The sequence below is a fragment of the Hymenobacter translucens genome (assembly GCF_020685205.1).
In the GTDB taxonomy this organism is placed as follows: Bacteria; Bacteroidota; Bacteroidia; order Cytophagales; family Hymenobacteraceae; genus Hymenobacter; species Hymenobacter translucens.
Genome location: NZ_JAJERB010000001.1, coordinates 778,084 through 801,763 on the forward strand (window position 1 = coordinate 778,084; position 23,680 = coordinate 801,763).

Below are 23,680 nucleotides of genomic sequence, written 5' to 3' on the forward strand. Positions count from 1 at the left end.
TGGATGTTGTCTATCCGGTCAAAGCAAGGCTTCGGTTCGGCCCAATTGCTGGAACTTCCTTTTGCTACTAGCTACCCTATGCAAATTCAACCCATGAAAAAGAACCTCATCCTGCTGGCCGCCTTTCTTCTGACCGGCGGCGCCGCAACGGCCCAGACGCAAGCCACCCAATCAGCCAATGACGGCCAGGGACAGATGGAACGCGCCGGCCAGACTCCCGACGAACGGGCAGCCCGCCAAACCGAGCGTCTCAGCAAGGAGCTTGGCCTCACGGCCGACCAGTCGACCCGCATCCGCCAGATCCTGCTGAGCCGGGAACAGGAAATGCAGGCGATGCGCGGCAAGCGCGAGGCCGGTACCGACCGCCAGGCGCTTGGTCAGGAAATGAAAGCCAGCCGTGCCAGGTACGACGCGCAGTTTAAAGAAGTCCTGACCGCCGAGCAGTACACCCGCTTCACCCAGCTAAAGCACCAGCGCATGGAGCGCGGTGGGCCAAAAGTCCGGGCCTACGGTCAGCTGCAAGCCGATTCTGCCAAAGTAGTGAAGCAGGAAGTGAAAGCCCGCAGCAAGTCCACCAAGACGAAGATTAAAACCAAGTAGCCGCGTCGGCTAATCCCCAAAAAGCCCTGGTCAACAAACCGGGGCTTTTTTGTGCGTACACTGCAAATGAAACCTTCCGGCGCGGCTGTTTCCCGACAGCAAACAAAAAAGCCCGGGTCCAACTGGACTCGGGCTTTCACTTGTACGCTTGGGCTGGCTTAGGCAGCAGCCGACTCCCCGTTCTCCCGGTCTTCGATGGCCTTGCGGAGCTTGGCGACGGCCTGGTTGGCACGCTCTTCATCGAGGCGGTTGATGTTCAGGAGCATTTTCGTTTTCTCCTGACGGGTAATCACCGGGTGGTTGAGCAGACGGATGATTTCCTCCTTCTGCGCCGCCGTGGCGTAGGCTACTGAAGGCGCTTCGGCAGCAATCGGCTCAGCGGGAACCGCTTTCATCGGAGCCGGAGCTGCTGCTTCCACTACTGAAGCAGACGGCGCAGCCTTCGCATCGGCCATATTGCCACCGTACTCCATTTCTTCAGCCGGCGTGGGCTCGTAGCCCGCCGCGCGGATAATCCAGGCCAGGATGTTGCGGTAGGCTTTACCGATAGCCCGGGTCTGGGCCATGCTGGCAATGGCAAACTCCTGGTAGAACTTCTTGCCCTGCTCTTTATTCGAGCAGATAGCGAAGCCCGCGCCTACCGTCTGCTGCGACCGAAGGTCGAACAGCGTAACTTTGGCCTGATATTTCAGCTCCTGGTCAGTGCTCATGTTGATGACGTGGTCCACGATGGGCACAATGCCCAGGCGGGAGCCGGCGTACTGCCAGCCTTCCACGTTCACAAACTCTTTGCCCTGAACCGAAGTCGTGAGCTTGTTTTCTTTAATGAACTTCGCCAGGTCTTTGGCCAAGTCCAGCGTCTCATCGGAGCGCGCGATATCGTAGCTCTCGACCTTGTTCTTACGAACCTGATCCTTGGTATTCTTGGTTACTTCGTTGATGGCGTCTTTCATGATGTCCTGCAATACGTTTTGTTGTTCTTATACCTAACCAAATGCCCTCTGGAAAGGTGCAAAACAGGGGGCTTTTTTCTGAAAATTTTCCCTCTGACCTACAGCAAGTTACACAGCATTTTCCTAATTTTATTAGTCGACCAATATTTTTAGTCTTTGTTGACTGACTTTTTACCTGAAACGTCGTCCAAACTGCTTGGTTGCCGGGTACTTTCAGGCATGCGCAGCGGGCGCGGTGCGGGCTTGATCGTTGGGAGAATACCGGCAAAGCAAAAAGAGCACCCGGAAACGGTCCGGGTGCTCTTTGCTGTACTTTCCGGCTGGGCGCCGGGTAAGAGGATTTACTCTGAAATGTGCCCGTCGCGCATTACGATTTTCCGGTCGGCCATTTCAGCCAGCTGGTCGTTGTGCGTTACGATGACAAAGGTCTGACCCAGTTCTTTGCGCAGCAGAAAGAAGATCTGGTGCAGTTCCTGGGCGTTCTTCGAGTCGAGGTTGCCGGAAGGCTCGTCGGCAAAGATGATTTCCGGGGAGTTGATCAGGGCCCGGGCAACGGCCGTGCGCTGCTGCTCCCCACCCGACATTTCCGAAGGCTTGTGGTCGGCGCGGCGCTCCAGGTTGAGCATGCCCAGCAACTCACGGGCCCGGACGCGGGTTTCCTTTTCCGAGCGGCCGGCCAGGTAAGCCGGCAGACACACGTTTTCGAGGGCCGTAAACTCGGGCAGCAGGTTGTGAAACTGGAAGATGAACCCGATGTGGCGGTTACGAAACTTGGCCAGCGCCGACCGGCCCAAAGAACTCACGGAGGTACCATCAAACAGCACCTCGCCCGAATCCGGATTGTCGAGCGTACCCAGAATGTGCAGCAAGGTGCTTTTGCCAGCCCCCGATGAGCCGACGATGGACACGATTTCCGACTTTTCTATCGTCAGGTCGATGCCCTTCAGCACTTCGAGCGTATTATAACTCTTGCGAACGTTGATGGCCTGCAGCAAAGGAAAGCGGGGTTGAAAGCGGAATTAAAAGCGGAAACCGGAATAGCAAAGCTACGCAATGTCAAACGTTGTCGGTCTACGGTCTCCGATACGAAAGTAACGCGAATTCCGGAAGCAGCGCCGAGCTTCCTTTCGGGTCGGCGGCTGAAGCCTACCCGGGAATTTCTAACTAGTACCGGATTCCGCCCGCTCTGGTTTTTATCTGCCTATATGCTCGTTCTGTCTTCTCCTAGGCTCTACCGCTGGCTGCTGCCCATGCTGCCGGTAGCCCTGCTGGCGGCTCTCTGGTGGTGGCCCCGGTTTCCGCCCCCGGTCCTGCCCTCTCACTCCCGGGCCGCACCGGTTGGGGCGCTGCGAGATGACCGGCGGCTGCGGGGGGTGAGCTGGGTAGGCGGCGACTCGGTTACCGAAGCCGAGCTACGACCTTTGCTGCGAAGCCACGTGACCTGGATTGCCCAGATGCCTTTTGGCTGGCAGCGCGGAGCCTCGTCCCCGGCTATTTCCTTTCGCAGCGGTCCGGTCCGGAGGCGGCGGGGCCTGTGGGGCGAAACCGATGCCGGCCTCCGGCACACCGCCGCGCTGGCCCGGCGGCACGGAATCCGGACCATGCTCAAGCCCCACCTGTGGGTGAGCGGGGACGGGCGCTGGCCCGGCGACGTGCAGATGAAATCGGCCGAGGACTGGAAACTGTGGTTTGCCAGCTACTCCGCTTTTATTCTGAACTACGCCCGCCTGGCCGAAGCCAGCCACATGGATGCTTTCTGCATTGGAACTGAGCTGCTGCATCCTGCCACCGAACACGAGGCGGAGTGGCGGGAGCTGATCCGGCAGGTCCGGCTGGAATACCACGGTCCGCTTACCTACGCGGCCAACTGGAGCGGGGAGTTCGAGCAGGTGAAGTTCTGGGATGCCCTCGACTTTATCGGCGTGCAGGCCTATTTCCCGCTCAGTAAGGGACCCCGGCCGCAAACCAAAGAACTGCTGGCCAGCTGGCAGGAGCCGCTCCGGCGCATCCGGGCGGTGCAGCGGCGTTATGGCAAGCCGGTCATCTTTACCGAAGCCGGCTACAAAACCACCCCGGATGCCGCCATCGAGCCCTGGCTCTGGCCCGACCGGCAGGCTGTGTTCACCGAAACGGACGAGGCAACCCAGGCCCGGTGCTATGAAGCGTTGTTTGCCACGTTCTGGCCACAGAAGTGGTTTAAGGGCGTTTTTATCTGGAAGTGGTACCCGGGCCTGCAGCCCGACGGCCCCGCCCGGCGCCACCTCGACTTTACCCCTCAGCACAAGGAAGCCGAGCAGATTATGGGGCGGTGGTACAAACGCTGATTCTTAGGCTGAAGCGCTATACATGCGCTGCTATCACATGATTATGTGGCATTAAAACAAGAAATAATATTGCTTTAGTAAATTCAGCTGGTACCTTTGCACTGTGCAATCCGGATAAAACGAATGTTCAAATGGGCCGCGCCGCTTTTTTCCATACTTTCGTGACCCATAACCCACCCCGTAACATCTTCTTAACGGACCATGAACATTCACGAGTATCAGGGTAAAGAAATCCTCAAAAGCTACGGTGTACGCGTGCAGGAAGGCATTGTCGCCAACACGCCCGAAGAAGCCGTGGCGGCTGCACAAAAGCTTACCGAGCAAACCGGCACCAGCTGGCACGTTATCAAGGCCCAGATCCATGCTGGCGGCCGCGGTAAAGGGGGCGGGGTAAAGCTGGCCAAAAACCTGGAGCAGGTGAAGGACATTGCTTCCCAGATCATCGGGATGCAGCTCGTCACCAAGCAGACCGGCGCCGAAGGCCGCAAGGTTCATAAAGTGCTGATTGCCCAGGATGTGTATTATCCTGGCGCCGCGGAGCCAAAGGAGTACTACATGAGCGTGCTGCTGGACCGGCAGACCGGCAAAAACGTCATCATCTACACCACCGAGGGCGGCATGGACATCGAGGAGGTGGCCGAGCAGCATCCCGAGAAGATTCACCACGAGCACGTCGACCCCCGCGTTGGTCTGCAGGGATTCCAGGCTCGCAAGATTGCCTTCAACCTCGGCCTTTCGGGCGACGCCTTCAAGGAGATGGTGAAATTCGTGACGGCGCTCTACAAGGCCTACGACGAAACGGACTCGGCCATGTTCGAAATCAACCCCGTGTTGAAGACGTCGGACAACAAGATTCTGGCCGTTGATGCCAAGGTTACGCTTGATGACAATGCCCTTTACCGCCATAAGGACTTTGCTGGCCTGCGCGACACGAACGAAGAAGACCCGCTGGAAGTAGAAGCCTCGGAGTCCAACCTTAACTATGTAAAGCTCGACGGCAACGTCGGCTGCATGGTGAACGGGGCCGGCCTGGCCATGGCTACGATGGACATCATCAAGCTCTCGGGCGGGGAACCGGCTAACTTCCTCGACGTAGGGGGTGGGGCCAATGCCCAGACCGTGGAAGCCGGCTTCCGCATTATCCTGAAGGATCCGAACGTCAAAGCTATCCTGATCAACATCTTCGGTGGCATCGTGCGGTGTGACCGGGTAGCCAACGGCGTAGTGGAAGCCTACAAAAACATTGGCGACATCCGGGTGCCGATTATCGTGCGCCTGCAGGGTACCAACGCCGAGGAAGGCGCCCGCATCATCGATGAGTCGGGTCTGAAAGTATTCTCTGCCGTACTCCTGAAAGATGCCGCTCAAAAAGTAAAAGAAGTACTGGCTGGCCAAGCCAGCCAGGCATAACGCCAGGCAGCTCCTCTAAAAAAGCCCGCCTGGAACTCCGGCGGGCTTTTTCATGTCCCCGCTTCAACCTTTAGCCCTCCGTTACGTTCATACTTGCCAAATCAAACTTGCTTATGGTAAAGACGTTGACAGCATTTATTTTGTGTTTGGGCATTGGAGGAGGACAGCTGGCTAACGCACAAAGTTCTACTGTGGGCGGTGAAGTTTTACCCTTCACAACCCAGCTTGATCCCGCAATTCCTGCTTTTCAGTACGGTACCGCCGATGATGAGTACCTGACCAGGCTTCGTGACCTCTATGGCCTGGAAGACGTGGTGGCCGGCCGCCAAACCGACTACGACAAGGTCCGTGCCCTGTGCGTATGGGTTCACAACCGCTGGGAGCACGACGGGCACAGCCAGGCGCGTAACCTGGACCCCATCTCCATCCTGAAGGAGGCCGCCCTCGGCAAGCAGTTTCAGTGCATCGAGTACAGCACGGTCCTGACCGGAGCCCTGTCGTCCATCGGCATTCCGGCCCGCACGGTGTACCTGAAAACGGCTGATGTGGAAACCCGACGCTCGGGGGCTTCGCACGTGGTCACGGAAGCCTGGCTCCGTGACCAGCAGAAATGGGTGCTGGTAGATGCTCAGTGGGACATTATTCCCACCCTCCGCAACACTCCGCTCAGCGCCGTTGAGCTGCAGAAGGTACTGGCCACCAACGAGCCTGACCTGCAGTTCGCAACCTCTACCGGTGCCAAAGGCAACTACTACTTCAAGTGGCTGAAGCCCTACCTCTACTACTTTGATACCCGCCTCGACCAACGCTTCGGAGTTAATGCGGCCCCCAGCTCCCTGATGCTGGTTCCGGAGGGAGCTCCCAAACCGCGGATATTTCAGCGGACCGCCAAAATCACCCGGATGCGCTATACCAACTCTGTTTCTACCTTCTACAGTGCCCCGGATGTGGTGCTGCTGAGCCTGGATCCCACCTCCCAGCGCTAAAAGGTTGAAAACATGAAAAAGCCCGCCTCCTGAATCAGGAAGCGGGCTTTTTTTCTGTTCATAGCACTCTTACTTGGCGTCGACGGGAGCATCCTGCCCGGCTACTTTCAGCTCTACTTCCATATTGCCGCGCGTCCCGACAGAGTACGGACAGATCTGGTGGGCTTCGTTTACCATGGCAAGGGCTTTCTGCTGGTCCACTCCTTTCAGGTCAACGTTGAGCACGGCGCTCAGGCCGTAGGCCTCTCCGTCCTGAAAAAGCGTCACGGAGCACTGCACGGTGCTGGCCGGGTCAAGGCGCTCCTTCTGCCGACCGGCTACTACAATCAGGGCCTGCTGAAAGCAGGACGCATAACCGGCAGCAAACAGCTGCTCCGGATTAGTAGCGCCCTTCTTTCCGCCCAGTCCTTCCGGCACCGACATATCCATATCAATCACCGCATCAGCTGAGCGAACGTGGCCGCTGCGGCCACCGGTGGCCGTGGCATCGGCCGTGTACAATGTCTTTTTCATCGAGGTATTTTGGTTGGGTTGGCAGATAAACTGGTTTGGTAGGTTTAACTCACTACTACGCTTTTTGGTTATGTCTGCCGAGGCATCTGACTGGCAGTGCGCACGTTGCTGTAGCCAGAAAACGCAACCCCAGCTTAAACAGCCGCTTCAGACCGGTTAAAACCACTTCCTGGGTTTGGTAGGCCGTAGTTTTCTCTCTACTTTTGCCCCTGATACAGACTTCTGGTCGCGTCGTACAACGGATAGTATAAGAGTCTCCGAAGCTCTTGATCCAGGTTCGATTCCTGGCGCGACCACTAACAACCCAATCAATACGCTGATAATCAGCATGTTGATTGGGTTGTTTTTTTTATACGGGACACCTTACGGGACATTACTTACTTAATGCCCTTTTTGCTCCTGATTATGCCTGTTTCAGCAGGTGACTCCCTTATATTGGTTGCTATGATTCTTCAGCTTGAAACCCTCCCATACCAACAGCAAGCCATTGATGCCGTGCTGGGCCTCTTTGAAGGTCAGCCTCGAAACAGCTTCGCCAGTTCCTTTCTACACACAGCTCAAATCAACCGGTGCGACTTAACTTCTGAAGAGCTGCACGACAACGCCAAGCGCATAATGCTGGCTAACGGCCTCGACCCGACGAAAGCCGGCCACCTTGACACGGCCGAAACGCTAAAAACCCGCCGCGACTTCTGTATTGAGATGGAAACCGGCACCGGCAAAACGTTGGTGTACTTGCAAACCCTGTATGAACTGTACGAGAACTACGGGTTTTCCAAATTTATCATCGTGGTGCCATCCGTTGCTATCAGGGCCGGAATAGTGGGCACGATGGAGAACTTTGGCGAGCAACTAGCTACCCGCTATGGGTTTCGGCTGGGGATGTTTGCCTACGATTCTAAGAAGCTGGACAAAGTGCGTGACTTTGTGAGAAACCCCGCGCCGCAGGTTATGGTAACCACTATCCAATCCTTTACCAGCGACACGGCTATTCTGAACCAGAGCGGGCGTGACAACAGCATTGACGGGCTAACCTATCTGCAAGCCTTGGGCCGGACGCACCCCATCATTGTGATGGATGAGCCGCAGGAAGGCATGGATACCGACAATGCCGTTGAACGCCTGCAACCGCTGAACGCGCTGGCTACGCTCCGCTATTCCGCGACGCATAAGGTGTTGCGCAACCGGCTGTACCGCCTCACGCCCTACGATTCGTACCGTGAGGGTTTGGTGAAGAAAATAGAAGTGCTAACCGTAGCCGAGAAGGGCGACGAGGCAACGCTAAAACTAGCTCTCACCGAGGTTAATGCTACTCAGCTAGCAGTACCTAAAGCCAAGCTGATGTTCTGGAAACAGGAAGCCACCGGCATTAAGTGGAAAGAAAGTCCTTGGCTGAGGAAGGGTGACAAGTTGAGCGAGAAGGCTAACAACCCAAGCTACGCCGGCTATGAAATTGAGCGTATCTGGAAAGCTGGGTTTGGTAATGCTCCCTATAAAATAGCCTTCACTAATGGTGTAGAGCTAACCCAAGGACAGATGCCCGGAGACAGAGCTGGTCTGTTTCGCTTGCAGCTAAAGTACCTTCTGCTACGCCACTTTGAAAAACGCGCCAAGCTGCACCCACTGGGCATTAAGTGCCTAGCATTGGTATTTATCGACACCGTAGCCAACTATGTAGGCGAGGAGCCACTAATCAAGAATTTGTTTGAGGAAGAATACCGGCTTGCCTATGCCGAGCACAATGGCGGAACCGTCCCTACGCCTGAGCAGGTAACGGACGTGCAAGGCTACTACTTCTCGTCAAGTGCTGGCAAGAAAAACCCTGCTCCAGAGGATTACACCGATTCGGCCAAGGCAATGGCTGGTAACGGCGACATGTACCGGCTTATCCTAAAAGAGAAGGCCAAGCTGCTGGCGCTGGATAATCCGGTTGAAATAATATTTACGCACTCAGCACTAGGGGTAGGCTGGGATAACCCCAATATCTTCACCATTGCCACGCTCAATAATGCCTATTCTGATATTCGGAAACGGCAGGAAATCGGGCGCGGGCTGCGTTTATGTGTGAACCAAGCGGGCATTCGGCAGCGCGACGCTGCCGACACCCCGGAGGGCGAAGAAATCAATTTGCTGACCGTCGTCCCCAATGAAACCTACCAAACCTTCGTCAGCCAGTATCAAGACGACCTGCTTGAAACCGATGGGCAAGTGCTTCCTGGCGCACCTATGCGCCACCAGCACAAGGGCACAAAGCCGCCCAAGAAAACCGTACGCCGCAATGAGAAGCTGTTTGCCAGTGCCGAGTTCAAAGAGTTCTGGCGAAGGCTGGCCCGCCGCACTGATTACACAGTGCATTTCAGCGAGGCCGAGCTTATCCGGGAAGGCGCTGCTGCACTAGCGCCGCTGCGTGTGCCGCCCTACGTTGCCGATGTAACGCTGGTACGCATCCAAAGCCTGGGTAGCACTGCTGACGGGGCCAACATCAAAGTAGCCTACCAAGGCGAAGGCGAAGCTACGGCCCTGAGCGCTCAGTTAGCGCCTATTGATGCCGTGGAGGAATTGAGCGAAGGTAGTGGTCTAGCTTATATCACTGTGTTGGAAATCATGCAGCAACTTCCAGCTGCTGCCTTGCGTGAGTTGGCTACAAACCCCGTACGCTGGGTGCAGTTGGCTTTGCCACACCTGCGCCGGGTAGCTACAGAAAATATGCTGCGCGGCCTAGAATACCGAGTGTTGCCCAACGCTTACTACGACGAGGCTACCATGTTCCCCCCCCATTGGGAAACCTTTGCCGAGAACCTAACCGCCACCCCGCAGCACGGCTTGTATGATCATGTGCAGCCTGATAGCAACCCCGAAGCCGACTTTGCTAGCGACGCTGACCGTAACCCCAAGGTGGTGTGCTTCCTGAAATTCCCTGATAAATACCGCATACCCATTCCTGGAGGCCGTTACTACGAGCCGGATTGGGGCGTGGTGTATAAACGTAAGAAGTTAAGCGGCGAAGTGGAAGATACTTACTACTTCGTGGTAGAAACCAAGAGCACCAACGCACTTACCGATACCAAGCAGCTCAGCGAGGACGAAAAGTTTAAGATGGAATGCGCCACCAAGCATTTCGCGGCCCTTGGCTTAGATGCACAAATCCGCTACGCCGCACCTATCAAGGACTTTGGCACCTTTGAACACCGCATCCAGCACCCCGTCGAAGCCGACTATCCGACAGCTACCGTCTAGCTCCACCCGTCCCAATGGAAACCCTGAACGATTACCTACCTACTACTCCTGACCTGAACGCAGAACGCTTGGCCGACCTGCGCCGCCTCTGGCCCGACCTCTTTACTAATGAGGGCCATCCTAACCCCACCGCCTTGCAGGCCGCCCTTAGCCTTACTACCCCGGCCGCCGAACGCTACGCCTTTACGTGGAGCGGCAAAACTACTGCACGACAAAACGCATTTTCGCCTACCACCGCCACACTAGTACCTGACGAGGACCGTTCTTTCCAGCCTGAAAAAGGCCGTCACGCCATCATTGAGGGCGACAACCTGCAAGTGTTGAAGCTGCTGCTGGCCGGCTACCGCGAACGGGTAAAGTGCATCTACATTGACCCGCCTTACAACACCGGCAAGGACTTCGTGTACCCCGATAATTACACCGAAGGCAAGGTGCCCTATTGGGAGCAAACCGGCGGCATCCAAAACGGAATACGCACTGATACCAATCCCGATACCAACGGCCGTTACCACTCTGATTGGCTCTCAATGATGTACAGCCGCTTACTGCTAGCCCGGCAGTTGCTGCGTATTGATGGTTACTTGGTAGTCAGTATTGATGATGCTGAAATGGCTAATCTCAAACGCCTGCTTGACGATGTATTCGGGGAGGAAAACTTTGTTGCCTCTCTGGTATGGGACCGGAACCGAAAAAATGATGCTAAATTCTTTTCAGTTGGTCACGAATACATGATTGTGTATGCCAAGGACAAAGGCTATTTGAAGGAGAGTGGCACTGTATTAAGAGTTGACAAAGAGGGGGTTGACGAAGTACGTGGATTGTTTGAAGCGCTTCGTAAAGAGCACAAGGATAATTGGGAGAAAGTGCGCCTCGGCCTAAAGGCATTTTTCACCGAGTTAGATGATAAAGATCCACGCAAGCCATTGGCTCGCTTCACTAAAGTGGATCAGGAGGGGCCCTATAGAGATGATGGCAACATTAGTTGGCCCGGCGGTGGCGGCCCCACTTACGAAGTGCTGCATCCTGAAACAAAGAAGGCTTGTAAGCAGCCTAGTAGAGGCTGGGTGTATGGTACACCAGAAAGATTTTGGCAGAAATACTCTGAGGGAGTTGTTGTCTTTGGTTCTGATGAAACTACTGTGCCGAGCATTCGCACGAACCTGTTCGACAAGACAACGCAAGTCATGCGAAGCGTAGACTTTAGCTACGCGCAAACTGCCTCGCAGGAATTTGCCAAAATCTTTGACGGCAAAAAGATTTTTCAGAACCCGAAGCCCATTTCTGACATACGTCGATTGGTAGAATACCTCACAAGTGAGGATGATATTGTGCTTGACTTCTTTGCTGGGTCAGGCACAACCGGCCATGCTGTAATGCAAGCGAATGGAGGGCGCCAATTCATACTTGTACAGCTACCTGAGTGTATCAAGGAAAGCAAGTCTGCCTACAAAGAAGGGTACCGTAAAATCTCGGATATCACCATTGAGCGCTGTCGCCGTGCCGTAGCCGGCTACGGTTCAGCCCCACAACCGCTGGAAACCGGCTTCCGGGTATGGCGCTTGGAGCCCAGCCGCTTCCCGGCCGCCACCTTTCAGCCCAAGCCGGGTCAGTCTGCCGACGAGCAACTAGCTGAGCTAAAGAAGTATTTGGCCGACAAGCGAGCCGCTCTGCAACTACCTTTTATGGATGACGACCAGCCAGCTCGCGTCGCTGAAATTCTGCTAAAAAACGGTTTCTCACTCAATTACACCCTATCGGAGCAGTTGTCCGAGTACACCCACAACCGCATCGTGCGCGTCACTGACCAAGAGACCAACAAAACAGCTCTGCTCTGTCTTGATGATGCTCTCACCGATGCAACGGTGCAGCAGCTCAGCCACCAGCCACCAGCCGAGAAGTTCATTACCCCCGAGCGCGCCTTCAACACCACTGCCAAGTGGAACCTCAAAATGCACCTGAAGGATAACTTGCTTGCCACTTAGTGCTTCCCAGCCGACTCCTTATGTTTAACAACACATGTATCCGGTATGAGGGACGCGAGTACGAGATTTTCTGGACCACCCAGAACGCACTTCACATTTGTGCCCGGTTCAATCGTGACTCTCTACACGACATCCACCATGAGGATATTTCTCGGCTATTGGGTCACTACGATGCTGCCATACCTATGGGTAAGGATCGTTATGTGTTTCTAAACTGGAAAAATCAACAAAATTGTGTGTATGAGTTTCACCTATATTTAGTGGCAGGTAGTAGGAACCGCCTTGGTCGTTGTGTCGTTAAATCAGCGTATCGTAGTAACAAGCAGCAGTATATTGCTCTCGCTAAAAAAGCTTGAGTTTGAGCCATGAAGAAGCCAGACAAACCTACTCAGTCACCAAATGAAGGTCCAGGGGGGAACGCTGGCAACTTCTTGCCCTCACTCGTGACTGCCCCGACAGCAGCGGCTAGTCGTCTACAGGTGTTTATCCAGCATTCACAATCACATGTTGTTGAACTAGCTAAGCGTCGAGGTGAGTACGTTGACCCTTATTTATTTGACTCTGGTTTTTACGAGAGCAAAGCTGAGTATGAGGAACTCCATAAGACAGTAGATCATAATATCAAACTTCGGGCTGAGGTAGAGTTTTCCAAGCCAACTCGCAAACGTCGCCAAAAGTAAAATGTGATATGTGGCTCTGATCTACGACCAAGCCCCCCCTTCTACAGTCAAGCCCCCATTCAGGAAAGTCATTCCGACAGACCTGGGTGGGGGCTTCTTGCTGGGGGTAGCCCTACTTGTTGTGTAATCCATACCCTGTCTCTGTAAGCACCTCAGCCTACTAGAAGAAAGGCGGTTTCTACCTTACGATCAGGGTGTATAAACATCATACACTTTTCGTCTCTACTACCCGCCCAAACACCTTACATAAAGCAAAGTATTTCAGGCTGTTATCCATATTTATAGCTGTTTCAGGCTGAAACAACTGAGGTAGTCGAAATAACCGTTTCACCGACCTTGCAGCGTTATGCTTCCGGTTATTCACAGCGTTGCGGCATTGCTTACCAGCCGCTCCATAACGTGCCTGACTACAAAACTTAGAGTTGGCTGATTGGCTGCTTATATCCCGACCACATGATTGGCACCTGCGGCTTCCACTATCGAGTGCCATACCTACTTCTACCTCTGTAACCAAGGGGTTACTTCTTGGATTGAAAGGTAGTCCTACTCGGTCCAAAAGGCAGGTTAATTCTGGGATAGCAGTTGCTGTTAGGAGTTGTTGCCACTTGGCTGCTACTCCCTGCATTGCCTGCTGGTGCAGGGTATCTACGCAGCGGGTTTGCAGCAATTCGCGAAAGTTCTTCTTCTTCTTCTGAAAACTCGCTTCATGGTGTTGCCGCAAGTGTTGCCAGTAGTTTGGATTGGCCCCATGTAGTAGTAATTGCCGCTCATTGTCAGTTAGATCGGCACTTATATCTACCGGAGCGAATAGCGTTTGCCGCATCATATTCTGCAAGCGCTGGCCTAGCCTTTCCAAGCACATTGGTTTCAGTAGGTCGGCCAACATAGTTATATCGTCAGCCTTTACCCAAACCATCTTTTTTACCTTCACCTCAGCCCGTAATAGAGGCAAAGGTGTATGGTGTCCCTTATCAAGCAAGTGCAACTGCTTATCGTACAATTTGACGTTGTAGCGCTGGGTCTCAGCTTCCAAGTAGTAACCGTTGCCACTGTAGGTACGCAACCCAAACTGTTCCGTCTTGCACAAAACTGCACGACGTAGCAGGTCAATAGCGGGTGCGCTTAATGACACATTTACGCCAAACTCGAAGGATTGCAGCTTCGCCTGGGTTGGGTCAATCCCGAACTCCCTTTCCAGCAGGGCCACGGTCTCCGCCAAGGCTACTTGCGGAAAGTCGCTTCCATTATGTATTCCGTGCCAGAACTTATGCAAGCTGCCGGACACCAAGGTCCGACCCGAGTCCCACGCCTCGAAGGTCAGGTGTCGGTACGTAGCCGTCTGGCAAGGCTTACACTCACCGGTCTTTCTATTGACCAGTGCATGAAAGTCAAGTAGCGGATTGATTTGGATGCGTAGTCCAACGGAGGCGGGCAGCTCCAGCTTCACAAAGTCTATCATCCCCTACCCTCTTTTGCGTGTTTGCTGATACCGCTGATGCGTCCGGCCTGCATCCAGAATTGCAGCCCGCTCGAAGTACACACGTCGCCCTAAACGAATGAAAGGCACAATACCCTTCTTCTTCCACTCAGTTAGGGTTGTTTTGGAAATACCGAACTCCCGGCACGCCTCCGTAATAGTGAGCAGCGAATCAGAGGGTGCTGCTACGGCTGGCTGCAACAGGGCAGGCGGTAGTAACTCAATCAGTGTAGCTCTGATTAAGTCGCGAAAGGATTCCGGGCTATCGGCCAGGACAAGCAGGTTGTTGAGCATCGTAGGTGCTGTTAGGGTTTAACTGCACCAAAATTTGCCCCCTATGGAAGTTACCCAGAGTTACAATAACTCTTCTACAATCACTTAGGGCCTTTTCTCTTCTTGTCGTTGGGCCTTATAGAATCAAACTTGGCCTTACCCTCCGTTATCTTGTTATAGGTTGTTTCCTGCGTACGCCTATCCTCGGTTTTGTCTTTGAAGTAAGTTTCCAAGGTAGCCCAGGGCTCACCCTTAGAATCTACACGGCGAGCAGCAGATAGGTCGAAGAGACCACAAATGGCACGGCACGTTACCTCCCATGTGGCACTATAAGGTTGATCCGGACTTGGAAGGCGGATATATCCCTTTCTGTCCAATTCAACAAACAATTCAAGTAGGTTGGTTATGTTACCTTCCCAAAGCAAGGGAGCCGGCAGAGTTGTAGAAGGTACTGTTACTTGCTCTTCTTTTTCAGGGGTAAGTTCATCTAGCAGTTTCTGGGTTGCGTATCGACTTACTTTCCAACTGTTCCTCACTACATAACAGACAATAATATCAATCGCTACGACGGGGAGATTAGTAGTTAATTGACCAGTCGGTGAAGCTGCCAGCAGGTCTTGAAATTGGTTATAAAGCTCACGTCCAATTCGCTCAGCTTCTGCTTCATCAGTATTGGTTAGCTCTGCCAAATCAACAGCATAATCGTATTCATCAAAGAAAGAAAGTAGGGTCCTTAAATAGTATTTTTTACCCTTTCCCGATAGATTCAGGAGGTTTTGCCTTACTTCTCCTATGTAGTCGCGATATGCCTGTACCAATCGCACAGTAGGGTAAGACAAAGCTTCATTCACAGTAGTCTCGTCATAGAAGCGGATATCACTATACGCTTTAAACAGCTTCTTCTGGTACTTATAGCTTAGCAGATTCTTGCCCATCTTGAGAACTGTTAAGGGGTAACACTACCCAACCCGCATTAATGGCGCGGCCTGACGTTCTACATACTTTTCAAACTCTCCTTGAACTACAGCATCCGTTATTTTGAGGTAACGGTGAAGGGTCTTATAGTCTTTGTGGCCGGTTATTCGCATCACGACCTCTGGCCGCATCCCGCCCTCCAGCGCCAATGTGACGAAGGTGCGTCGAGCCGTATGGGTGCAAATCAGCTTGTGCTTAGGCTGGGTAGTTGCTACCCGTTGGCTACCCCTGTGCTGGGAGGTGGTGGTTGGGGTATCGATGCTGGCAAGTTGGGCGACTACCTTGAGGTAGGCGTTGGTCTTTTGATTGCTAATTACCGGTAGCGCCCGCCCATCGGCCCGACCCGCGTAACGGTTCAGAATAGCTTGAGCCAAAGGAGAAAGAGGCACCCTTAGAAGGTCAGCAGTTTTGATTGTCGTCAGGACGATATAACCACCTACAATCTGCTCCGGCCGCAGTGCATGCACGTCGGAGAACCGCAAGCCGGTTTCGCACTCAAACAGGAATATATCCCGCGTCTGCTCCAGATAGGGCCGGTTGGATAAGTCCAGCTGATATAGCCGCTCCTTTTCCTGACGAGTCAGATAAACCAGTTCCGGCTCAATTGCCTCCAGCTTGCGAAACCGTTTGAAGTGGGCGTATTCGTGTAGCTCCTGCTCAAAGGTGGCACCCAAAAACACCTTTAGGTTCTTTACTTGGTTGTTTATCGAGGCATTACCCAGGCCAACGGTCTTGAGCAGATAGGTTTTGAAACCTTCGCAGAACGCAGCATCAGTATTCGCAAAGGTGAGCCGGAGCCGGCGGAGCTTCGCGTATGCAGTTAAGTGCTGGCGGAGGGTGTTGTAGCACTTGATAGTAGCTGCTGCCCTATCGCGCCGGCTGGCCTCTATCCATTTATCCATTTCCTCCAGCAAGCCGGAAGGCTGGTTAGGCAGTGCACCGGCAGTCACACGGGCGGCCACAGCCCGCAAGTCATCGGGCGTGGTAAGCTTACCTTTTGCTATAAGCTGCAGATGTGCAGTTTCCAGAGCAGCTGTTAGCACCTTAAGCAGCGCATTCGCATCAGAGAAGTCGTTGAAGTTGCGCCGGTACTTCTGCCCTTTCGCGTCCCATTGGTCGGGACGGACTGTGAGCGTAGGCAGATAGATTTTCTTGCGCTGCCCTTCCAGGTAGCAGGCAGCATACAAGGCCGTTTCACCAGCGGCCTTGCCGTCAGTGAGGTAGTATTTGGTACGAAGCATTTCCTAGCTCGGAAAAGTGAATACTCCAAGGTACATCCTTTTTCTCACGGGACAACTCACGGGACAAATCTTCTGGTCTATCCTGTTCTTACCCGTTCCTACCCTACCTATACAATGCGTTAACTAGCTGTTTTAGGCGTTTTCAGGATAGGTATGGACGGGATAGGTTAGGAGTTCGGTAGTCCTGGCGCGACCACTGAAAAGGCCCTTCACAGTATCGTGAAGGGCCTTTTGCTTTTCTGGGGGACCCGTGAGGGGACCCACGTTTTCAATGCACTATCAGGGTATAACATGAGTATGCTGTCAAATCGAATTTAGCGCCTACTGCAAGTGGGTTCGCTAGTCACATGGAGTGCGTTGTCAAGAGTCCCTTAGCCAGCCCCCTCACCAGCTCCGAACAATGATCCCTTAGGTCGTTCATTAGGAGATGAGCCTTCAACTATCTGCCTTCTAGGTGCTCATCTCATCGGCGGCTAGCGCGTGGGCATTTCGGCCAATCGGAGCCGGCCGGTGGAAAACTCGTCGGCCAGCCTGCAGATTGCCCCCTCTACCCACCTCCGTTCTACCCGTAAGCCGAAAGCCCAATGAGCAAAGCTATTCTTCGTGCCCGCGCTTGTCACTTGTACCGGGAAGGCATGCCGCAAATACAGATTGCCGAGCAGCTGGGCGTCAGTGAAAAGACCATCTGCCAGTGGAAAGAGCAGGGCGAGTGGGAGGAACGGCGTTACGGCCGGCTGATTGAGCACGAACCAGAATGGGCGTTGCGTCTGCTTACCCTGCTAGTCCAGCAGCTGCAGGAGCAGCAGATACAAAACCAACTCATTGCAATTGGGGCACCGCCGCCACCCGCGCCCGAAACCAAGTCTAAGCGCAAACGAAAATCGGCCGTGAAGGAAATTGCCGAGTTTACCAATATGGCTCAATCTCCTAAGTGAAACCAGCTATCTTTACTAAGAGGCCAGCCACGTTAAGCCTCGCGTGAAGGGTCGATTAATCCGCAAGGGTATCGGCCTTTTTCGTTGCCATGGGTATACCATAATCGCCCGGCTTCTAAGTAACTTGCTCTTTCACTCCCAAGGCCATTACTATGCTCATTAAGCTCCCAGACGGTAATCTTATTAGTACCACTGCTATCGAACGAATAGAGAGGTACACTGAAGCAATCATTGATCCTTCCATCCCGGATAACCGTACTGGCCACGAGCTAGAATGGGGATATGATAATCGCCCCAAGGTTGACCGCCCAGCGCTTCGAGTAGTAGCAGGCGGGCGCCCGATTTATGAGCCTTACTTTGATACAGAAGCTGAACGGGATGCAGAAATGACACAGCTTGAACAGGCCGTTCGACCTACTCCCACTTTGGTTTTTCCGAACCTTGCTGTTCGCCTAGATAGTGTACAAGTAGTGTATTTCAATTGGGTGCAAAGAACAGATGTGTTCTCCTTTCAACAAACGTTGAAGGTTACAATACAACTTGCCAACGCAGAACCCTATATTGTCTTTGTTACGGAAGAGTTGCGAGCTCAGGCCGAAGCATTAGCAGAAGCCTTTGGTGTACAGATACCCCAACGGCCTAAGTCCGCCAGCGAGTTAGCCCGTGAAATGGCCGAATAGAGAAATTTATAGCATCCCCTGACCATAATCAACAATCCCCATGAGCAACGTTTTAGCCACCTTTGGCACTTGGCAAGTAACCACTGAAGGTATTGACAGCATCGGCGAAGATGGGTACGAACTCTCCCCTTACGACCTCTTCGACACGACAATGGAAGATGGTCGTAAGGTGTGGAATTTCCCTCTCCATCTAACGCATAAGTCGTGGCTGCTGGGTGAGAATGATTACCGTCTGGATGAGTTCAACCAAGCCTTTGCTTTTGCCCTTAATCATTTCGCCTCTCGCCGCCCGGCACATGCCCACGATGTATCAGATGAGTACACTTATCAGGTTCAAAAGGAGCTACGTGTAGCAGGGAACCGTCGGTAAAGCCTAAATGAATTTACCTTCAGTTCTGGAATAGGCTGACAGCAGATTCGTATAAAACGGGCCTTTAGCACGCACGTGCAACGGCCCGTTTTCGTAATTCTACCGCTCGATATAACTAAGCGCTTGTGGCTCTTTACAGCGGTGCGCGTGGGGTAGTCCAGCCCACAGCATTAAAAAGCTCGTAGCGCGACGTTTAAACGGTATTCAAGGGTGGCTCGGCCGGGCAGTCTGAAGCGAGCTTGGAAATTGTGCCTCATAAAATTCCCACATTTGTTCCGGATGGAGCACTTGGTGCCCTGACCCCAGCGGGGCCGTCAGCATGCTGACGGCCCCATTTTTAATTTACGCTCATGAGTTGTCGGATTAAACCAGTACCAGATCGTAGGTGCTGGCTAGCTGTTTCAGGTTCTCCTGATTAAACGTTAAACCGAAGTCGGGCACGAACTTCCAAAGCCTACCCAGCATTAACGTCCTTTTGCCCACGGCGCTCTCCAAGTCGATAATGATAGCTTCCGCGGTACGCGGCTTCACAGAGCGGCTGATGCCCAACGCGACAAACACCTGGCTGGCGTCGTCGGGGTTGGTACCAATGACCACTGGCTTATCCAGCCATACAACGTCCTCATTACGCCCTTGGGCATAACGGGGGTAAGGCGTAACGGCAGCGAACTTACTCATGCAGGAAGTGGGGACATTAAGGCCATGCCGGTAGAGCTACAGCGGACGGGAATGCCAGCAGCCACCGTAGCTCTACCGGCATGGCCTCGCTGAGCAACGACCAGCGCACACACGGTACGCGCTGCCGAGGGAAGGCCCAACGCAACCAGAACTTGTTCCGGCAGCCAGTGCCGGTGCCCAATTTCGACGGGTTCAGCCAACCGGTTGAAAGGCTGCCGGTAGCGAACCTCAGTGCTGCCAGGACAATGGGCGAGCTGGTAGCGAAAGTACTGCCGGCTACAAAACGCGCCGTACGCTGCATACCGGCTCTGTTACCACCCTAAACACTTGTCTATTGCTCTTCCCCACTGGCAATATCTGGACTTAGTGTGGAGCTTAATGCGGGGTGCTAGAGCAGGAAGCTAAACAGATATGAAGAAAATAACTGCCAAGGGCAGGGTTAATATCGCAATGCATCTACGTTGCGTCTTCTTTTTCTGGAAAGTCCACCAGTGTCTTCAGCGGCACCTGAAATGCACGGGCCAAGGATAAGAGTACGTCGAGTGTGACAGCAAACTTGGCCTTTTCGATACGATAGACGGTTAGTTCGGCAATATCAGCCTGGAGGGATAGTTCCGCTTGGCTCCACTTTCTCGCTTGGCGTAGCCGGCGCAGATGGTCCCCGAAGGCTTGAATTCCAGCCGGATTTTTCACGGTGGCAAGCTTCAAGACACAGCTCAGAAAAAAGCCATCATATATGTTGGCAATAAAAAACACATACTTATTTTTGTAGTGATAACGCCTTTTTTAGCTCTTGCTCTCCTGATCCCCCGTGAATAAATTCTTAATGCTTGCCCCGGCGCAAATGCGCCATTTTAGGTCGCTTTTTACCCTGAAAATAACTTTGTCTTTTCTTCTCGCATTTACCTTATCGGCAAGCGCCCTGGCCCAAAACCTAGAGCCGACTACCTTCCAGACAATGGGCGGTGAGAAAATCGGCTACAAGAACGCCGCTGGCCAAGTCGTCATCAAGCCCCGCTTTGACGGAGGAAACAAATTTGTAAATGGTTACGCCACCGTCTGCATTGGCGGCAAGTGCGGCAAGATTGACTCCACTGGCAAGGAAATCGTGCCCCTGAAATACCGCGACCTTGGCGACTTCTACGACGGGTTAGCTGGGGCGAGTCTTGACGGCCGCAAGTACGGCTACATCAACCAAGCCGGCACCGTTGTCATCCCCTTCACCTTTGGCGAGGTTGGCAACTTCAGCGAAGGGCGAGCCGTGGCGATATTGAACGGCAAATGCGCCCTTATCAACAAGAAAGGGACTTTGCTCACCCCGTACAAGTACGAGTTAATTGAGCCTATGCAAGGCGGCATCGCCCGCGTTCGGTTGAAGAACGATAGCCGCGACGGCGCCGAGCACAGCAACTTTTGGGGCTTCATCAATGCTCAGGGGATTGAAATCACGAAGCTCGATAAGCATGGTTACAAGAGCCCGAACCTTGGCAATGGCTTTGCTATTGCCTGCACTGCCATCCCCGAGGGCCCGTCTACCATCAAGAGCCAACACTACACCTACAAAATCGGGCAAGGTTACCGCTACACTTCCGCGCTGATCGACAAGACCGGTAAAGCCATTATTCCGGCCTCTGCCGGTTACGAGTTCGGGAACTGGGGCAACGACTACGTTATCGTCAAACGTGGACAAGCCTACGGGGTGATGAACCTGGCCGGTCAGCAACTCCTGCCGGTCAACTTTCGGGAGATTACCACTTTCGAGTTTGGCCCGGATAAGAAGTCACTTGCCAAAGCCTTTCTGAACGAGACGCAGTTCTTCTACGTGGATGAGCACTTCAAGTGCGTCCAATTCGACGGGGTGAAGTGCCCGGAATATTAAGCCACCTGCCAGGATCGGATTGGGGTATCCTATTGCCCCAATCCGATCCTGGCGTGATTGACGAACCAAAGAGCCCTAAAAAAGCGGTCCCCAGGCGGCGCCTACGCGTTACCTGGGGACCGGTGGCTGTTGCGACCCTGCGCCTACAGCGTGTCTTCTATCCCGGGCCGGGCCAGATACTCCCAGCAGTGGTACACAATAAACGGCCGCCACATTTCCTGAGGAACTGGATCTTCAACATAGGCCTCCTGCACGGGACTTGTGTGGCCTTGTGTGTCGCCATAGCAGTGATGCGTCGTGAGGTAGCGAATCAGGCCGTAGCGGCGGGAGGCATCCGTGCCGGACTCGGGTCCCAGCTGCACGATGAGCGTCAGGTACGGGCTCTCATTCCCATAGAAGCCGACCAACACGATGTCGGTCAGCAGGGGATCCGCCCACACGCGGTCGAGCAGGGTGCGGGGGGTAGAAGCCGTGCCGCTCTCCTGGCGCAGGAAGAGAACGTGAAGGCCGGTGATTTCGCCCGTTGGCGTATCCCCAGGGTGGACCGGTCGTCTGCCGTCGACGAGCCAGAACCCCACCCCCGGGGGAACGAAGCCGCAAGTTGCCATGCCCTGGAGGGTATCGTCGCCGTTGTCGAGGGTCAATGTGCGGGCTTTCTTATGCACGCGCAGGTGCTTGCACATGTCACGCACGGTCACGGAAGCGGGCTGGTGAATTCCGGAAACGTAGGTCACGGGCAGGTGCGCGGCGGGATGATCCCACGTGCCGGGTGCTTTTTGCAGGCTCCGCAGCAGCTCAAACGTGGTGTCGGCCATCGGGCGGGTAGTCGCTTGGAGAACCTCGGCCAGCACAGGGGTGTCGCCGAATTCCGGGTCAAAGGACACCTGCGCCATCTCCTCGCCGTCCTCCAGCCAAACATACAGCCGGGCCCCAAGTCGCGAGACCGACGCGACCGACAGGCCTTGGCGGGTGGCCGCTTCCAGGAACGCGACGTACGCGCCCATCAGTCGAATGGGGGTGTTGGCCGGGAATTCGTGCGGTGGCTGCCCAGCCGCCTCCTCGTCGCTGGCCGTGACGGCTTTATTCGGGCGCACTCGGGCGTTGGTTGACAGACCGATGCGGCCGGACAGGGGGGCAATGGCCCCAAAGGGGCGGTTCAGCAGTTCGGGGAAGAGGGCGAGCATTTCCAGGTCTTCTTCGTTGGGATAAGGGTACATGGGTTGAATGGAATTAAGGTGAGGGTTCATTGAAATGAAGTATGGAGCCTGGGCCCGGGGCCCAAGGCCGTGAATGAATGCGGGGTCCCTATGGGACTACCAATGCGGTTGGCCGTGGCCGGTCGCAGCGCGGAGCGGGCGCCTGAACACCCGCGGTGGCTGCTGCCTGGTTCCAGCTAGGGTGGCCTAGCCCGCGGCCCGCAGGCACACCCCGTTCCCGGGGGCGCGCCCTGCCCTGTGCGGCTACTCGGTCGCATGGCTCACCTCGCACAGGAGCGCGAGCAGCTGCTCTCGCAGTTCTGGGGTCTGGAAGCGGGCCTGCTGGAGTTGCAGGGGAGCATCGGCCGGGCCGTAGGTCACCGTCAGGTGCGCCAGCGCGCCGGCCGGGTCCTGCACCCAAACCTCGAGGGCCGAGGCACCGAGTTCGAGCCACGCCAGGGTCCACCCCCGCTCCTGGGTCCCGTGTTCGAGCTGGCAGTAGAGTGACGCCAGAAGCAGGGGCGCCGTAGCGGGCCAGACGCCCACGACATCGCAAGCCCGCTGCGGCAGCGGCTGGTTCAGCACCCGCGCCGCTTCGCCGCTCAGTGCCGACGGAGCGCCCTCGCCCACGGCTTTGCTCCACGCCCCGGTGGTTTTGTGGTACACGACCACGGTGCCTTGTTCCGTACCGCGGTGCAGGGCCAGCCGCAGGCCGAACGGCAGGGAGTCTTCGAACGCTATCTCGATGTCGTAGGGGCGCAGGAAAAAGCAGGCGCGCGCGAGCAGGGCTTGTTGCGCGGCTGGCAGTCCCACCGGGCCGGGAGCGGGCTCGAACGCGGGCTGCCAGGGCACCGCGGCCGCGGCGGGCAGGCGCAGGCTGGGCTGGATAGTGGTGGCGCTAGTAAACGAGGCCAGTAGTTGCAACGGGGTCCGAACCGCGGCCAGGTGGCTAAAGCAGGTCAAGTTTTCGAGCAGCGATTGAGGGAGGGAAAGATTCATGGTATAAGGGGCTATGGTGCGCTGAACGCGCCGGTTTCGATGGTTTTTTGAGGGCCAGGGCGCGAAGGATCGGCCTGGCCGGTGCACACGGGCGGCTCCCAGTGAGGTCGTCTCGCAACGGAGGTCACCGGCCGCGACGGACCAGCCAGGAGGCGGGCGGGCAGCAGGGCGCGGGCGACCCTTTTGCCGCGGCAAGTCTCTGACGCGCTCCCCCTCGTGCCTGCCGGGAATTATCCGTTTGCCCGCGGGCCTTTGCCGGTTTGCCTTCGTTGAGTACCGGGCATAGCTAGCC

At 54.9% G+C, this 23,680-nt stretch carries 21 protein-coding genes and 1 tRNA gene; 11 read left to right on the forward strand and 11 right to left on the reverse strand.

Translation table 11 applies throughout. The features are described from left to right. The first annotated feature begins 93 nt into the window (after positions 1–93). Entirely contained in the window at positions 94–600 is a 507-nt protein-coding gene (locus LJY25_RS03330) for a DUF4890 domain-containing protein (RefSeq protein WP_227606803.1), read from the forward strand. Positions 601–758: 158 nt separating this feature from the next. Here the strand turns inward: LJY25_RS03330 and LJY25_RS03335 are convergent, their stop codons facing one another. Then, the gene (locus LJY25_RS03335; RefSeq protein ID WP_227606804.1) at positions 759–1,553 is read right to left on the reverse strand and encodes a hypothetical protein; all 795 of its coding nucleotides are present in this window, start codon (positions 1,551–1,553) and stop codon (positions 759–761) included. 341 nt (positions 1,554–1,894) lie between these two features. Beyond that, positions 1,895–2,548, reverse strand: coding sequence for an ABC transporter ATP-binding protein (locus tag LJY25_RS03340; protein ID WP_227606805.1), 654 nt, complete (start codon positions 2,546–2,548; stop codon positions 1,895–1,897). A 210-nt stretch (positions 2,549–2,758) separates the two neighbouring features. Here LJY25_RS03340 and LJY25_RS03345 point away from each other — a divergent pair, with 210 nt between their 5' ends. The 3 genes from LJY25_RS03345 to LJY25_RS03355 all read left to right on the forward strand — a co-directional run bounded on the left by LJY25_RS03345 (position 2,759) and on the right by LJY25_RS03355 (position 6,273). Further along, complete coding sequence (locus tag LJY25_RS03345; RefSeq protein WP_227606806.1) at positions 2,759–3,877, forward strand: glycoside hydrolase family 113; 1,119 nt, start codon at positions 2,759–2,761, stop codon at positions 3,875–3,877. Between the two features lie 201 nt (positions 3,878–4,078). After that, positions 4,079–5,287, forward strand: a complete 1,209-nt coding sequence (gene sucC, locus LJY25_RS03350) for an ADP-forming succinate--CoA ligase subunit beta (RefSeq protein ID WP_227606807.1) — start codon at positions 4,079–4,081, stop codon at positions 5,285–5,287. Positions 5,288–5,478: 191 nt separating this feature from the next. Next, a complete protein-coding gene (locus LJY25_RS03355) occupies positions 5,479–6,273 on the forward strand; it encodes a transglutaminase-like domain-containing protein (RefSeq protein WP_227606808.1) in 795 nt (264 codons plus the stop codon). A gap of 69 nt (positions 6,274–6,342) precedes the next feature. Here LJY25_RS03355 and LJY25_RS03360 read toward each other — a convergent pair whose 3' ends face one another. Further along, positions 6,343–6,786, reverse strand: coding sequence for an organic hydroperoxide resistance protein (locus LJY25_RS03360; RefSeq protein ID WP_227606809.1), 444 nt, complete (start codon positions 6,784–6,786; stop codon positions 6,343–6,345). Positions 6,787–7,010: 224 nt separating this feature from the next. On the opposite strand from LJY25_RS03360, the gene LJY25_RS03365 reads away from it, so the two are divergent. The 3 genes from LJY25_RS03365 (at position 7,011) to LJY25_RS03375 (ending at position 12,005) form a co-directional block, all read left to right on the forward strand. Further along, positions 7,011–7,082, forward strand: a tRNA-Arg gene (locus LJY25_RS03365). Positions 7,083–7,230: 148 nt separating this feature from the next. Next, positions 7,231–10,023 carry a restriction endonuclease gene (locus LJY25_RS03370; protein ID WP_227606810.1) on the forward strand — a complete coding sequence of 931 codons (2,793 nt, stop codon included), beginning with the start codon at positions 7,231–7,233 and terminating at the stop codon, positions 10,021–10,023. Between the two features lie 14 nt (positions 10,024–10,037). Then, a complete protein-coding gene (locus LJY25_RS03375) occupies positions 10,038–12,005 on the forward strand; it encodes a site-specific DNA-methyltransferase (RefSeq protein WP_227606811.1) in 1,968 nt (655 codons plus the stop codon). Between the two features lie 885 nt (positions 12,006–12,890). On the opposite strand, the gene LJY25_RS03380 is transcribed toward LJY25_RS03375, so the two are convergent. The 4 genes from LJY25_RS03380 to LJY25_RS03395 all read right to left on the reverse strand — a co-directional run bounded on the left by LJY25_RS03380 (position 12,891) and on the right by LJY25_RS03395 (position 16,651). Further along, a complete protein-coding gene (locus tag LJY25_RS03380) occupies positions 12,891–14,132 on the reverse strand; it encodes a hypothetical protein (RefSeq protein ID WP_227606812.1) in 1,242 nt (413 codons plus the stop codon). Positions 14,133–14,147: 15 nt separating this feature from the next. Beyond that, on the reverse strand, positions 14,148–14,456 hold the full coding sequence (locus LJY25_RS03385; protein WP_227606813.1) for a helix-turn-helix domain-containing protein: 309 nt from the start codon (positions 14,454–14,456) through the stop codon (positions 14,148–14,150). A gap of 80 nt (positions 14,457–14,536) precedes the next feature. Continuing rightward, a complete protein-coding gene (locus LJY25_RS03390) occupies positions 14,537–15,370 on the reverse strand; it encodes a hypothetical protein (protein WP_227606814.1) in 834 nt (277 codons plus the stop codon). Positions 15,371–15,394: 24 nt separating this feature from the next. Next, positions 15,395–16,651 carry a site-specific integrase gene (locus LJY25_RS03395; protein ID WP_227606815.1) on the reverse strand — a complete coding sequence of 419 codons (1,257 nt, stop codon included), beginning with the start codon at positions 16,649–16,651 and terminating at the stop codon, positions 15,395–15,397. Positions 16,652–17,235: 584 nt separating this feature from the next. Here LJY25_RS03395 and LJY25_RS03400 point away from each other — a divergent pair. From LJY25_RS03400 to LJY25_RS03410, 3 genes are all read left to right on the forward strand, one after another. Continuing rightward, positions 17,236–17,586, forward strand: coding sequence for a helix-turn-helix domain-containing protein (locus LJY25_RS03400; RefSeq protein WP_227606816.1), 351 nt, complete (start codon positions 17,236–17,238; stop codon positions 17,584–17,586). Between the two features lie 152 nt (positions 17,587–17,738). After that, positions 17,739–18,266, forward strand: coding sequence for a hypothetical protein (locus LJY25_RS03405; protein ID WP_227606817.1), 528 nt, complete (start codon positions 17,739–17,741; stop codon positions 18,264–18,266). A 40-nt stretch (positions 18,267–18,306) separates the two neighbouring features. Continuing rightward, on the forward strand, positions 18,307–18,636 hold the full coding sequence (locus tag LJY25_RS03410) for a hypothetical protein (RefSeq protein WP_227606818.1): 330 nt from the start codon (positions 18,307–18,309) through the stop codon (positions 18,634–18,636). Positions 18,637–18,999: 363 nt separating this feature from the next. Here LJY25_RS03410 and LJY25_RS03415 read toward each other — a convergent pair whose 3' ends face one another. Further along, positions 19,000–19,314 (reverse strand): hypothetical protein, encoded by a 315-nt coding sequence (locus LJY25_RS03415; protein WP_227606819.1) that lies wholly within the window; start codon positions 19,312–19,314, stop codon positions 19,000–19,002. 456 nt (positions 19,315–19,770) lie between these two features. After that, the gene (locus LJY25_RS03420) at positions 19,771–20,022 is read right to left on the reverse strand and encodes a helix-turn-helix domain-containing protein (protein WP_227606820.1); all 252 of its coding nucleotides are present in this window, start codon (positions 20,020–20,022) and stop codon (positions 19,771–19,773) included. Positions 20,023–20,125: 103 nt separating this feature from the next. Here LJY25_RS03420 and LJY25_RS03425 point away from each other — a divergent pair, with 103 nt between their 5' ends. Then, complete coding sequence (locus tag LJY25_RS03425; protein ID WP_227606821.1) at positions 20,126–21,193, forward strand: WG repeat-containing protein; 1,068 nt, start codon at positions 20,126–20,128, stop codon at positions 21,191–21,193. Between the two features lie 143 nt (positions 21,194–21,336). Here LJY25_RS03425 and LJY25_RS03430 read toward each other — a convergent pair whose 3' ends face one another. Together LJY25_RS03430 and LJY25_RS03435 are read right to left on the reverse strand one after the other, a co-directional pair. Further along, complete coding sequence (locus LJY25_RS03430; protein WP_227606822.1) at positions 21,337–22,440, reverse strand: hypothetical protein; 1,104 nt, start codon at positions 22,438–22,440, stop codon at positions 21,337–21,339. Positions 22,441–22,653: 213 nt separating this feature from the next. Further along, the gene (locus tag LJY25_RS03435) at positions 22,654–23,388 is read right to left on the reverse strand and encodes a hypothetical protein (RefSeq protein ID WP_227606823.1); all 735 of its coding nucleotides are present in this window, start codon (positions 23,386–23,388) and stop codon (positions 22,654–22,656) included. Positions 23,389–23,680 lie beyond the last annotated feature (292 nt).